This is a genomic window from Micromonospora sp. NPDC049523 (genome assembly GCF_040676775.1).
Lineage (GTDB): Bacteria > Actinomycetota > Actinomycetes > Mycobacteriales > Micromonosporaceae > Micromonospora_G.
Genome location: NZ_JBFAPP010000004.1, coordinates 308992 through 322197 on the forward strand (window position 1 = coordinate 308992; position 13206 = coordinate 322197).

At 73.0% G+C, this 13206-nt stretch carries 9 protein-coding genes; 8 read left to right on the forward strand and 1 reads right to left on the reverse strand.

The window, feature by feature from the left end:
* Positions 1-69: 69 nt before the first annotated feature.
* On the reverse strand, positions 70-540 hold the full coding sequence (mce, locus tag AB0J90_RS08190; protein ID WP_363593453.1) for a methylmalonyl-CoA epimerase: 471 nt from the start codon (positions 538-540) through the stop codon (positions 70-72).
* 65 nt (positions 541-605) lie between these two features.
* On the opposite strand from mce, the gene AB0J90_RS08195 reads away from it, so the two are divergent.
* The 8 genes from AB0J90_RS08195 to AB0J90_RS08230 all read left to right on the forward strand — a co-directional run bounded on the left by AB0J90_RS08195 (position 606) and on the right by AB0J90_RS08230 (position 13204).
* On the forward strand, positions 606-1805 hold the full coding sequence (locus tag AB0J90_RS08195; RefSeq protein ID WP_326562907.1) for an acetyl-CoA C-acetyltransferase: 1200 nt from the start codon (positions 606-608) through the stop codon (positions 1803-1805).
* A 2-nt stretch (positions 1806-1807) separates the two neighbouring features.
* On the forward strand, positions 1808-2779 hold the full coding sequence (gene meaB, locus AB0J90_RS08200) for a methylmalonyl Co-A mutase-associated GTPase MeaB (protein ID WP_363593455.1): 972 nt from the start codon (positions 1808-1810) through the stop codon (positions 2777-2779).
* 45 nt (positions 2780-2824) lie between these two features.
* On the forward strand, positions 2825-3514 hold the full coding sequence (locus AB0J90_RS08205; RefSeq protein WP_363593457.1) for an ATP-binding cassette domain-containing protein: 690 nt from the start codon (positions 2825-2827) through the stop codon (positions 3512-3514).
* A 169-nt stretch (positions 3515-3683) separates the two neighbouring features.
* Positions 3684-4136 carry an Asp23/Gls24 family envelope stress response protein gene (locus tag AB0J90_RS08210; protein WP_363593459.1) on the forward strand — a complete coding sequence of 151 codons (453 nt, stop codon included), beginning with the start codon at positions 3684-3686 and terminating at the stop codon, positions 4134-4136.
* Between the two features lie 206 nt (positions 4137-4342).
* Positions 4343-6031, forward strand: coding sequence for a methylmalonyl-CoA mutase family protein (locus AB0J90_RS08215; protein WP_363593461.1), 1689 nt, complete (start codon positions 4343-4345; stop codon positions 6029-6031).
* Between the two features lie 46 nt (positions 6032-6077).
* Positions 6078-6944, forward strand: coding sequence for an ATP-binding cassette domain-containing protein (locus AB0J90_RS08220; RefSeq protein ID WP_363593463.1), 867 nt, complete (start codon positions 6078-6080; stop codon positions 6942-6944).
* Positions 6945-7070: 126 nt separating this feature from the next.
* Entirely contained in the window at positions 7071-10205 is a 3135-nt protein-coding gene (locus AB0J90_RS08225) for an FtsX-like permease family protein (protein ID WP_363593465.1), read from the forward strand.
* Positions 10202-13204 carry an FtsX-like permease family protein gene (locus AB0J90_RS08230; protein ID WP_363593467.1) on the forward strand — a complete coding sequence of 1001 codons (3003 nt, stop codon included), beginning with the start codon at positions 10202-10204 and terminating at the stop codon, positions 13202-13204. Before AB0J90_RS08225 ends, AB0J90_RS08230 begins: the two co-directional genes overlap by 4 nt.
* Positions 13205-13206 lie beyond the last annotated feature (2 nt).

Here is a 13206-nt window from a genome sequence, read left to right on the forward strand (position 1 = left end):
GCCCCGGGCCGTCCGGCTCCCCCCGAACCGGCCCGGGGCGGTTTCACATCCACCTGCCGGCCGTGGCGGTCAGGGGCGGGCGGGTTCGACCAGTTCCACCAGGACGCCGCCGGCATCCTTGGGGTGGACGAAGTTGATCCGGGAGCCGGCGGTGCCGCGCCTCGGGGTGTCGTACAACAGGCGCATGCCGCGCTCGCGCAGCGCCGCACCGGCCGCGTCGACGTCGGTGACGGTGTACGCCACCTGCTGCACCCCCGGGCCGGACCGGTCGAGGAACTTCGCGATGGCCGACTCCGGTGACAGCGGCGCCAGCAGTTGCAGGTGGCCGCCGTCGGGGGTCGGGCCGACCTGGAGCATCGCCTCGCGTACGCCCTGTTCGTTGTTGACCTCGGTGTGTACGCACCGCATCCCGAAGACCCGCTGGTAGAACTCGATCGCGGTGTCAAGGTCGGCGACCGCTATACCGACGTGGTCGATACGTCGGAGGCCGATGCCTGTGATTTTGTCCGCAGCGGTCTCGACGGGGTGCTCTTCTGCCATAGCGCTAGTCTGGCCGAACAATCGTTAAGGTGCACGATCGGCCCACCCCTCGGAGGCGGAGAGTCATGGCTTCGGTGATCGTCAGCGGTGCGCGTACCCCGATGGGGCGGCTGCTGGGCAACCTCAAGGACCTGTCGGCGAGCAAGCTCGGCGGGATCGCGATCCGGGGTGCGCTGGAGCGGTCCGGGGTCGCCGCCGACCAGGTCCAGTACGTGATCATGGGGCAGGTTCTCCAGGCGGGTGCCGGCCAGATCCCGGCCCGGCAGGCCGCCGTCGAGGCGGGCATCCCGATGTCCGTACCGGCGCTGACGATCAACAAGGTCTGCCTCTCCGGCCTCGACGCGATCGCCTTGGCCGACCAGCTCATCCGGGCCGGCGAGTTCGACATCGTGGTGGCCGGCGGCATGGAGTCGATGACCAACGCCCCGCACCTGCTGCTCAACCAGCGCACCGGCTACAAGTACGGCGACGTGACGATCAAGGACCACATGGCGCTGGACGGGCTCACCGACCCGTGGGACTGCTGCGCGATGGGGGAGTCGACCGAGCGGCACGGGGTCAAGCACGGCATCACCCGGCAGGAGCAGGACGCCTTCGCGGTGGCCAGCCACCAGCGGGCCGCCGCCGCGCAGAAGAACGGCGTCTTCGCCGACGAGATCGTCCCGGTGGAGTTGCCGCAGCGCAAGGGTGACCCGCTGGTGATCAGCGCGGACGAGGGGGTGCGCCCGGACACCACGGTCGAGACGCTGGCCCGACTGCGCCCGGCCTTCACCCCGGACGGGACGATCACCGCGGGCAGTTCCTCGCCGATCTCCGACGGTGCCGCGGCCGTGGTCGTGATGAGCAAGACCAAGGCGATCGAGCTGGGGCTGACCTGGCTGGCCGAGGTCGGCGCGCACGGCAACGTCGCCGGACCGGACAATTCGCTGCACTCGCAGCCGTCCAACGCGATCAACCAGGCGCTGCGCAAGGCCGGCCTCGGCGTCGCCGACCTGGACCTGGTCGAGATCAACGAGGCGTTCGCCGCGGTCGGCATCAAGTCCACCCGTGACCTCGGGATCAGCAGCGAGATCGTCAACGTCAACGGTGGCGCGATCGCCCTCGGGCACCCGCTCGGCATGTCCGGGGCGCGCCTGGTCCTCACCCTCGCCCTGGAGCTGCGCCGACGCGGCGGTGGCACCGGGGCGGCGGCACTCTGCGGTGGCGGTGGGCAGGGCGACGCGCTGATCATCCACGTACCGAGTGGTGCCGGCGAGCGGGAGTGACGGTGCGACGCGGTCGGGACGTACCGGTGCTGGTCGAGCGGGCCCGCGACGGTGACGCCCGCGCGGTGGCCCGGCTGATCACCCTGGTCGAGTCCGGGGACGAACTGCTGCCGCAGGTGGCCGCGGCGCTCGCGCCGTACGCCGGTCGGGCCCAGGTGATCGGGCTGACCGGCGCACCCGGCGTGGGCAAGTCGACCACGACCAACGAGCTGGTACGGGCGCTGCGGGCCGGTGGTCACCGGGTCGGTGTGCTCGCCGTGGACCCGTCGAGCCCGTTCACCGGCGGGGCGATCCTCGGCGACCGGGTCCGGATGCAGGAGCACGCCACCGACCCGGGCGTCTACATCCGTTCCATGTCCAGCCGGGGCCACCTCGGCGGGCTGGCCGCGGCGACGCCGCAGGCGGTCCGGGTGCTGGAGGGCGCCGGCTGCGACGTGGTGCTGGTCGAGACGGTGGGGGTCGGCCAGGCCGAGGTCGAGGTCGCCTCGCTGGCCGACACCACGCTGGTGCTGCTCGCACCCGGCATGGGTGACGCGATCCAGGCGGTGAAGGCCGGCATCCTGGAGATCGCCGACATCTTCGTGGTCAACAAGGCGGACCGGGACGGCGCCGACGCCACCGTCCGCGACATCCAGGGCATGATCGCGCTCGGTGAGCGCGGGCCGGGGCAGTGGCGCCCGCAGGTGCTGCGCGCGATCGCGTCGCGGGCCGAGGGCATCGACGACATCGTGGCCGGGATCGAGCGGCACCGGGCCTGGCTGGTCGAGCACGACGAGCTGCGTCGGCGCCGGGAGGCGCGGGCCGCCGCCGAGGTCGAGGCGATCGCGCTGGGCGCGCTGCGGGCCCGGCTGGGCTCTCTGCGCGACGGTACGGGGCTCGCCACGCTGGCCGCCAAGGTCGCCGCCGGTTCGCTGGATCCGTACGCCGCCGCCGGTGACCTGCTCGCGGAGCTGGACCAACGGTCCACCGGATAGTCGCCGGGGCGTCCGTGGACCGCCTTGCGGGGTAACGTTCGCGGCGTGGGTAGGACGGTACGGGTCGACGGGATCACGGTCGGGTACGGCCGCGGTGAGCCGGTCCTGCGCGAGGTGTCGGTGACCGTACGGCCGGGCCAGTTGCTCGCGGTGACCGGGCCCTCCGGTGCCGGCAAGACCACCCTGCTCTGGGCGATGGCCGGCCTGGTCCGGCCGACGGCCGGTCGGGTCGAGGTGGACGGTGTGGTGCTGCGGGACCGCGACGACGCGGTTGCCCGCCGGGTGGTGCTGGTGCCGCAGGACAACGGCCTGGCCGAGATCCTCACCGCGGGCGAGAACCTCCAGGTGGCGTTGATCGCCGGGGGTAACCCACCGGCCGAGGCCCGCCGGCTGACCGCCGAGTCGCTGGGCCGGCTCGGCCTGGCCGGTCAGGCCGACCAGCTCGTCGAGGAGCTTTCCGGCGGGCAGCAGCAGCGCACCGCGATCGCCCGTGGGCTGGCGCTCGGCGGTGAGGTGCTGCTCGCCGACGAGGTCACCAGCGAGTTGGACGCGGGCAACCGGCAGCGGGTGCTCGAACTGCTCCGGGCGGAGGCCGACCGGGGAGTGGCGGTGGTGTTCGCGACGCACGACCCGGAGGCGGCGGCTGCCTGCGATGCCGAACTGCACCTGTTGGACGGTCGCGCCGAACTTGTCCGCTCGGCCGCGCCGGTGCCGGCCGCCCCGGTGTCCGGCTAGCCGTCCGGGCCACCGGCTGCGCCGGTCGACGGCGGGTTCCGGCCCCGGTTGCCCTGCCGTCCTCGGTGGACACTATCCGTCAGGCCATCCCGCGAACGGGGCGTGCCGAGTAGGCTCCCTCATCGCGCAGGGCGCCGGGGTCGGTGCCGAGACCAGGGGAGAAGTCAGCATGAGCGAGGTTGTGCAGAACACCGAGGGCGACGCCGCGGGCAGTGCCGTACCCGAGGCGGCAGCGGCTGCCGCGCCGGCTGCCGCACCGCGCGGCACCACCGCAGTGTCCGAGGAGGTCGTGGAGAAGATCGCCGGTACGGCGGCGCGTGAGGTGCCGGGTGTCGCCGAACTCGGCGGCGACGTGGCGCGTTTCTTCAACAGCGTGCTGGACCGGATCGGGCTGGACGAGGTGGGTGACGCCGGCCGTGGTGTCTCGGTCGACGTGAAGGGCACGGCCGCGACCATCAACATCGTCATCGTGCTAGAGGCCGGTCACGTCGTGGGCGAGGTCACCGAGGCGGTACGGGCCAAGGTCATCGAGGCGGTCGAGAAGTACGGCCTCCAGGTGACCCAGGTGAACGTCAAGGTCGACGACATCGAGCTGCCCGCCGCGCCGGCCGCCGGAGCCTGAGTCACCGGTCGACCGCCGGTGACCGGGTCACCCCGTGGCGGGTCGCCGGTCACCGAGCTGAAATTGCTGCGATTTTAGGACCTTTCGCTCCGGATCACCTCCGATCCGGTGGCGGAAGGTCCTTGATCGTAGGCTGGCTTAGCGATCGTTCAGGAAAGCCCTCTATGCTCGACTGGCAGTCGAGGACTCGAGGAGGAGCTCTCCGGATGAACGCCGACGAGATCGATGCCGGCCGGGCCCGTTGGCAGGCCCGGTATGACGCGGCCCGCAAGCGGGACGCGGACTTCACCACGCTGTCGGGTACGCCCGTCGAGCCGGTCTACGGCCCGCCGCCCGGCACCGACCACCCCGGCTTCGAGCGGATCGGCTGGCCGGGGGAGTACCCGTACACCCGGGGTCTCTACCCGACCGGCTACCGCGGGCGGACCTGGACCATCCGGCAGTTCGCCGGCTTCGGCAACGCCCAGCAGACCAACGAGCGCTACAAGATGATCCTCGGCGCCGGTGGCGGCGGGCTCTCGGTCGCCTTCGACATGCCGACCCTGATGGGCCGCGACTCCGACGACCCGCAGTCGCTCGGCGAGGTCGGGCACTGCGGCGTCGCCATCGACTCGGCCGCCGACATGGAGACCCTCTTCGACGGCATCGGCCTGGCCGGCACCACCACCTCGATGACCATCTCCGGGCCGGCCGTGCCGGTCTTCTGCATGTACCTCGTCGCCGCCGAACGGCAGGGCGCCGACCTGTCCACACTGGACGGGACGCTGCAGACCGACATCTTCAAGGAGTACATCGCGCAGAAGGAGTGGCTCTTCGAACCGGAGCCGCACCTGCGCCTGATCGGCGACCTGATGGAGTACTGCGCCCGGGAGATCCCGCGCTACAAGCCGCTGTCGGTCTCCGGCTACCACATCCGGGAAGCCGGCTCGACCGCCGCACAGGAGTTGGCGTACACGCTCGCGGACGGCTTCGGCTACGTCGAACTCGGCCTGTCCCGGGGACTGGACGTCAACGTCTTCGCCCCCGGACTCAGCTTCTTCTTCGACGCCCACCTCGACTTCTTCGAGGAGATCGCCAAGTTCCGGGCCGCCCGCCGGATCTGGGCCCGGTGGCTGCGCGAGGTCTACGGCGCCACCGACGAGCGTGCGCTCTGGCTGCGCTTCCACACCCAGACCGCCGGCGTCTCGCTGACCGCGCAGCAGCCGGTCAACAACGTCGTACGGACCGCCGTGGAGGCGCTCGCCGCCGTACTCGGCGGCACCAACTCGCTGCACACCAACGCCCTGGACGAGACCCTGGCCCTGCCGACCGACGAGTCGGCCGAGATCGCGCTGCGGACCCAGCAGGTGCTGATGGAGGAAATCGGCGTCACCAACGTCGCCGACCCGCTCGGCGGCTCCTGGTACGTCGAGGCACTCACCGACCGGATCGAAGCCGAGGCGGAGGAGATCTTCGCCCGGATCCGCCAGCTCGGCGGCGAGGGACCGCACCAGATCGGCCCGATGACCTCCGGCATCCTGCGCGGCATCGAGGACGGCTGGTTCACCGGCCACATCGCCGAGGCGGCGTTCAGCTACCAGCAGGCCCTGGAGAAGGGCGAGAAGAAGATCGTCGGGGTGAACGTACACACCGGGACGACGGCCAAGGAGCTGGAGATCCTGCGCATCTCGCACGAGGTGGAGCTGGAACAGCGCCGGGTGCTCGCCGAACGCAAGACCGGCCGGGACACCGCCGAGGTCAAGGCAGCCGTGGAACGGATGGTGGCGGTCTCGCGTACCGGCGAGAACATGATCCCGGCGATGCTCGACGCCGTACGCGCCGAAGCCACCCTCGGCGAGATCTGCGACGCGCTGCGCGCCGAGTGGGGCGTCTACCGCGAACCCGCCCGCTTCTGACGTACACGGGGTGGTTTCGCTGGTGAGCCTGTGATAGCTATCAGCGATGACTGGGTTGGCGGTGGCGTGTCGGCGGGTCGTGCACATCTACCGGGCCGAGGCGGTTGACGTGGTCGCTCTCTCCGGGGTGGACATCTCGATCAACCCCGGGGAGATGCTCGCCCTCGTCGGGCCGTCCGGCTCGGGCAAGTCGACGCTGGTCGCCCTGCTCGCCGGGCTGATGCGGCCGTCCGCGGGGCGGGTCAGCGTCGGCACGTACGACCTCGGCAAGCTGACCGATCGGGAGATCTCCCGACTGCGCGGCACCGAGATCGGGGTGGTGCTCCAGGGCGCCGCCCGCAACCTGCTGCCGTACGCCTCGTTGCAGCGCAACGTGTGGCTGGCCCAGCGCCGGGCGGCCGCCACCTCCGGCATCACGCTGGACGACCCCGAACGGATCCTCGACCTCGTCGGACTTCGCGGCCAGGGCGACGTACGCATCGACACGCTCGCCCCCGGCGCCCGGCAGCGGGCCGCGCTCGCCGTCGGCATCGCCGCCTCGCCCGGACTGCTCCTGGTCGACGAGCCGACCAGCCAGCTCGACACCCGCGGACGCGACGAGGTGCTGGACGCGCTGGAGACCGTCAACGCCGAACGCGGTACGACCATCGTGGTGGTCACCCACGACACGGTGGTGGGGGCCAGGTTCGGTCGCGCGGTGACCATCCGGGACGGTCGGGTCGGCGCCGAGGGCCGCGACGGGCAGGACTTCGCGGTGGTGGCCGGCGACGGCACCGTCCAACTGCCGCCGGAGGTGCTGGGCGAGTTCCCGCCCGGCACGCTGTTCACCGTCGACCGGACCGACGGCGTGGTGACCCTGGTGATCGGCGGTGTCGGGGCGGCGCCGCCGGCACCGCGGGAGCCGACTGGCTAGCTCCGCGACGGGACCCGGACGGCCGGGTCCGATGTGTCCCGGTCCGAGCCGCGGGACAGATTTTCCGAGGTCCCGGACGATAAGGTCGGCGCTGGTCCGCATCGACGACCGTCGCCCGGAGGTGCCATGCTCGGCCTGGTCCTGAGCGCGATCCGGGTCCGACGGGCGCAGGCCGCGATCCTGTTCGTGTTGACCGGTCTTGCCGTGGCAGCCGCCACCGCCGCACCGTGGTACGTCCTGGCCACCGCCCGTACCGTGGCGCTCGCCCAGGTCGAGGGGGCCGACCCGAGATTCCTCGCCGCCCGCGCGACCGGGTCCGTGGTCAAACCACCGGCCGAGAACGTCACCGGCGAGGCCCTGCTGACCGTGGCCCGCACCAGCGGCGCACGAGCCCTCACCGTGCCGGGTACGAGTCCGACCGTGGCCCTGCGCTACAGCGGCAACGCCGCCAGCCCGACCGGAAAGGTCCGGCTCACCATCGCCTACCGGGACAGGGTCTGCTCCCACCTGCTGGTCGACGGGGCCTGCCCGGACGGGCCGGGGCAGGCGGTGCTGAGCCGGCGTACCGCCGAACTGCTCCAGGTGGGCCTCGGGGCGGAGGTCGTCTTCGAGGCCGGTCTCTCGGGCGTGCTGCCGGTACGCGTCGTCGGCCTCTACGAACTGCGTGACCCGGTGTCGCCGTACTGGGCGCTGAGCGAGTCGGGGGGCGTGGTCGGCAACGAGTCGAGCGCTACCAGCTCCGGCGACTCGATGTTCGTCACCGCCGCGACCATGGCCGCGCTACCGCTGCGCGAGATCAACGCCGACTACCACCTGGAACTGCCGGCCTCGGCCTTCCTCCGGATCGACGGGTACGACCTGGTCGCCGACGTCGCCCGGCAGGGCCAGCAGGCCGGTTCCTGGCGGGTGGAGACGAACGCCCGGCGGCTGGCCGAGCGGGTGTACCGGGAACAGGACCTGCTCAACCTCGGGGTCACCGTCGCCGCCGTACAACTGCTGCTGGTCTGCTGGTTCGCCCTCTACTTCGCCGTACGGCACACCGCGGAGCAGCGTCGCTCCGACATCGGCCTGGTCAAGCTGCGCGGTGGTGCCCGGTGGCGGGTGAGCGCCCTGGTGATGCTGCAGAGCGCGCTGCCGATGGTCACCGGTGCGCTGGTCGGCGTGGGGCTGGGCGTACTCGCCGCCCGCCAGCTCCACAGTGCGGTCGCCGACCCGGGACGGTCCGCGACCGCCACCGCCCTCTCCCTCGCCGCAGCCGGGACCGCGCTGGTCGGGGCGCTGGTCGCCGTCGTGTTCGCCGACTCGCGGGCGATCGGTTCCGGTGTGGTCGAGTTGCTGCGCCACGTACCGCCGCGCCGACGCGGCTGGCGGGCGGACGTCGTCGACCTGGTGCTCGTCGCGGTGGCCGGCGCCGGCATCTACCAGGCGATGGTGACCGACCCGGAGCCGGGCGGCGCGACCGGGCTGGTGCTCGTCGCGCCGGCCCTGGTGGCCGTGGTGCTGGCCCTGGTGGCGGGGCGCCTGCTCGGCCCGCTCGGGGTCCGCGCCGGCCGCCGGGCGCTGCGGGCCGGCCGGCTGCCGGTCCTGCTGGCCGCGTTGCAGGTCGCCCGTCGGCCGGGCACGCACCGGATCTTCGCCCTGATGACGGTCGCGGTCGCGATCTTCGCCACTGCGGTCACCGGCTGGTCCGCCAGCGAGCAGGCACGGGACCGCCGGTCGGCACAGGAACTCGGCGCCGATCGGGTGCTCACCGTCCAGGTCCGCAACCGTGCGCACCTGCTCGCCGCGGTCCGGGCCGCCGACCCCGGCGGTACGCACGCGATGGCGGTCGTACGCAACAGCGTCAGCGGCGGCAACGGCCAGACCATGCTGGCGGTCGACTCACCCCGGTTCGAGCGGGTCGTCACCGGCCAACCGGAGTACGCCCCGGCCGGCACCCGGGACCTGGTCGGCCTGCTGCGGCCGGCCGTACCCGAATCGGTGCTGGTGCCGGACGGCATCCTGACGCTCGACCTGACCGCCGTGGCGAGCCAGGTCCCGTCCGTACCGGGTCGGGAGGCGCCGCCGCTGCTGGTGATCGCGCAACTGGTCGACGCCGGTGGTGACCCGGTACCGGTGCTCTTCGGCCCGGTCACCACCGGCCGGGCCGACTACCGCGCACCGGCCGCCGGCTGTGGTACGCCAGCGTCGGCCGAGCCGTCCACCGCCCCGGCCGGCTGCCGCCTGGTCGGTTTCGACCTGGCCAGCCGCAACTCGTCCGGGGAGTTGATCACGGCGGCCGGACGCACCGTCGAACTGCACGGCCTGACCGGGCCGGCCGGTCCGGTGCTCACCGCGGCGCTGCTCGGCGATCCACTGCGCTGGCGGGCCCAGGATCTCCTGGACCTGCCCGCACCGATGGTGGCGGCCAGACCGGGCGGGCTCACCGTGACCACCCGACCCGAGATACCGACCGGGGCGCTGCCGCTGGCGCGGGCGTACCTCATCGACGCACCGGTTCCGCTGCCGGTGCTGGAGACCGGCCGGACACCGGTCGCGGTCCCGGGCGATCCGAGGCTGCGGCTCTTCGGCGGCACCGCCGTACCGATCCGGGTCGGTGCGGCGGCCAGGGCGCTGCCGCAGGTCCCGGGCAACGGACTCCTGGTCGACCTGGAGTACGCCGACCGGCTCGCCGCCGGTGGTTTCGGCGACGAGCCACAGGTCTGGCTCGCCCCCGACGCCCCGGACGACCTGCCCGACCGGCTCCGGGCCGAGGGACTGACCATCGTCGACACCGAATCGACAGGTGCGGTGCAGCACCGGCTGGCCCGGCAGGGGCCGCCGTCGACACTGCGCTTCCAACTCCTCGCCGGGGCGATCGGCCTGCTGCTCGCCGCCGGAGCGCTCACCGTCGCCGCCGCCGTCGAGCGGGACGGCCGCCGGGCCGACCTGGTGGCACTGCGGGTGCAGGGTCTGCCCCCGGGCGCCGTGCGCCGGGTCGCGTACGGCGGTGACCTGCTCCTGGTCGGCTGCGCGGTGCTGCTCGGCGTCGGCGCCTCCGTGCTGGCCGGGGCGCTGCTGCGCGCCACCATGCCGCTGTTCGTGGACGGCTGGGGGCTGCTGCCGACCTCCACCGCCCCCGGCGGTCTCGCCGTGCTGCTCGCCGTACTCGGAGCGCTGGTCGTGCTCGGCGGTGCCGCCGCGACCGCGTCGACCCAGTTGGTCCGAGCGGTCACCACCCGAGGGGACGGCGCGCTTCGGGCACCGAGGGAGGCGCCGTGATCGGTCTGGTCTGGTCGATGCTGATGGCCCGGCGCGGGCCGGCGGTGGTGCTGCTCCTGTTGAGCATCTTCGCCACCGGGGCGGCGGTCGCCGGTCCGGTGTACCTGGCCGCCGTGGACCGGGCCAGCAGCGCGGTGGTGGTGGCGGAAGCACCGCGCCGGGAACGTACGGTCAGCCTCACGACGGTGCTCAGCGAATCGGACACCCAGGACAGCCGGTTCGACCAGATGACCTCGTCGCTACTCACCCTGCCCGGCTTCAGTCCGGTGTACTCGGCCCAGTTCGGCGTGCTCGGGATCGAGGTCGGCGACGCCGAGCAGTCCTCGGTGGTGTTCCGCGAGGACGTCTGCCCGCACCTGGTCCTGGTCCGCGGCCGGTGCGCCGTGGCCAACAGCGAGGTGCTGGTCGGTGAGTCGACCGCCGCCCGGCGAGGGCTCGCGCCGGGGACCGAGGTCACCGTCGTGGCCTGCACGTTCGACACCATCCAGAACCGGTACGTCCCGGTCGGCGACCCGGTGACCCTGGTGGTCGTCGGCGTCTACCGCCCGGTCGACCCGGCCGAGCTGTACTGGGGGCGGTCGGCGCACTTCGTACCGGGAACCCCGGACACGGTCCGCGAACCGCTCTTCGTGACCCGGTCCGGGCTGGACGTGATCCCACATCCCAGCGACCTACGGCAGGTCGACAGCATCCCGGGACCGGGCGCGTTGACCCCGGACCGGCTGCCCGCGCTGCGGGCCGAGTTCGAGGAGTTGAAGGACGACCTGGGCGGCGGCGCCGGTACGGGCGGGTACGCGATGGTGCTGGCCGACCTGCCGGACCTGCTGGACCGGATCGAGGACTCGCGCGGGCTGGCCCGGCAGGTGGTGCCGGTGGCGGCCGTACCGCTGGTGGCGCTCTGCTGGTTCGTCATCTTCCTCGCGGTCGCGTTCGGCACCGCCGCCCGCCGGCACGAACTGGGGCTGGTGGCGCTGCGCGGCATCCGTACGCCGATCCGCTGGTGGCTCTCGACCGGCGAGAGCCTGCTGGCGATCCTGCTCGGCGCGCCGATCGGATTCCTGGTCGGCACGCTCGGGGTCCAGTTGATCGCCGGTTCCCGGATGGACGCCGAGTTCGGTGTCCTGCCGCCGCGCTCGGCGCTGACCGCGGCCCTGGTCGCGGTCGCCGGTGCGCTGATCGCCGGCCTGCTGGCCCAGCGCCGGGTGGTCTCCACCCCGGTGGTCGACCTGCTGCGCCGGGTGCCGGCCCGGTCGGTGAACTGGCGTTCGGTCGCGGTCGAGGCGACCGTGGTGGTGCTGGCGGTGGTGGCCGCGTTCCAGTTGCGGGGCTTCGACGGTGAACTGGTCGGGCTGTCGCTGCTGGTACCCGGCCTGGTGGCGCTAGCGGTGGCGCTGGTCACGGCACGGCTGCTGATGCCGCTGGCCGCTCGGCTCGGCGCGGTCGCGTTGCGCTGGGGCCGGATCGGTCCGGCGCTGGGTCTGCTCCAGCTTGCCCGCCGGCCTGGCAGCCAACGACTCTTCGTGCTGGTCACGGTGGCGGTCGCGGCGCTCTCCTTCGCCGCCGCGGCGGTCGAGGTGTCGGACCGGGCCCGCGCCGAGCGGGCCGGCGTGCAGACCGGGGCGGACCGGGCGCTGAGCGTACTGCCGGTGGACGCCGGGGTGCTGCTGCGTACGGTCCGCGCGGTCGACCCGGCCGGCAAGTACGCGATGGCCGTCGGCGTCCTGCCGGCGCCGGACGACAACGCACCGTCGCTGCTGCTGGTGGACGCCGAGGCGCTGCCCCGGGTGCCGGACTGGCGGGCCGAGTTCGGGTTGCCCGCCGAACAGGCCGCGGCCCGCCTGCGTACGCCGGTGTCGGCGCCGTTCGTCCTGCGATCCGCCCGGGCGGCGCTCACCGTGGAAGTTCCCACCCAGGTGGAAGGCGCCAAACTGGAGGCGACCCTGGTGCTGCGGTCGCTGGCCGGTGGCCCGCCGCTGCGCGTACCGCTCGGAGTGCTCGGTACGGGTCGGCACGACTACCCGGTCGACGTGCCGGGGTGCGTGTCGGGCTGCCGCGTGGTCGGGGTCCAGGCCAGCTACCAGCGACCCGGTACGGATCCGGGCGAGCTGCTGCTGGTCGAACTGCGGGCTCTCGACTCCGGTGAGGTGGCGGTCGGGCCGGCGGACTTCGCCGATACGGCGCGGTGGCGTGGCACACCCGACGCGGCGGCCGACCCGGCCGGTCGGGGACTGCGGCTGCCGATCACCGGCTTGGCGCAGGACGAACTGGTCTGGGCGCTGCCGTCGGACGTACCGGCCCGGTTGCCGGCACTGGTGGCCGGGGAGGTACCCGGCCGGCTGCCCGGACTCGACGCCGACCTGCACGAGGTGGAGCGGGTCCTCGATGCCGGGGTGCTGCCCCGGGTGGGTGGTCGCGGCGTCCTGCTGGACCTGGAGTACGCCGAGCGGCAGTCGCTCGGCGGCACCCTGCTGCCGAGGGCCGAGGTGTGGTTGACGGCGGAGGCGCCGGCTGACGTGGTCGACCGGTTGGAGGCGCGGGGACTGCAGGTGATCGGCGAGGTGACGGCCGCCGGGGAACGGGCCCGGCTGGCCCGGCAGGCGCCCGCGCTCGCGGTCTGGTTCCATCTGCTCGCCGGTGGGTTCGCCATCCTGCTCGCGCTCTGCGGTCTGGTGCTGATGGTCACCGTCGACCGGCGGCGGCGGGTCGAGGACGGCCGGTCGTTGCGCCGTCAGGGCCTGTCGGCCGGGGTGGTCGGTGCGGCGGCCCGCTGGTCGTACCTACCGGTGGTGACCAGCGCGTCGCTGGCCGGGCTGCTCGCCGCCGGGGCGGCCTGGTGGTTGGCCGGTGACTATCTGCCGATCTTCGTCGACCGGGATTTCCAACTGACGCCGCCGCGCTGGCCGGATTTATTCCCGGTTTTCGGGCTATGGGCGCTGGCTGGGGTGATGTTCACGGCCGTGGCGGTGGGTCTGGGTTGGGCGTCGCGCGTGCGAGACTAGAC

Coding starts and splice junctions, on each gene's coding strand:
- mce (WP_363593453.1), bottom strand. CDS start 540: ATGGCAGAAGAGCACCCCGTCGAGACCGCTGCGGACAAAATCACAGGC.
- AB0J90_RS08195 (WP_326562907.1), top strand. CDS start 606: ATGGCTTCGGTGATCGTCAGCGGTGCGCGTACCCCGATGGGGCGGCTG.
- AB0J90_RS08210 (WP_363593459.1), top strand. CDS start 3,684: ATGAGCGAGGTTGTGCAGAACACCGAGGGCGACGCCGCGGGCAGTGCC.
- AB0J90_RS08215 (WP_363593461.1), top strand. CDS start 4,343: ATGAACGCCGACGAGATCGATGCCGGCCGGGCCCGTTGGCAGGCCCGG.
- AB0J90_RS08220 (WP_363593463.1), top strand. CDS start 6,078: ATGACTGGGTTGGCGGTGGCGTGTCGGCGGGTCGTGCACATCTACCGG.
- AB0J90_RS08225 (WP_363593465.1), top strand. CDS start 7,071: ATGCTCGGCCTGGTCCTGAGCGCGATCCGGGTCCGACGGGCGCAGGCC.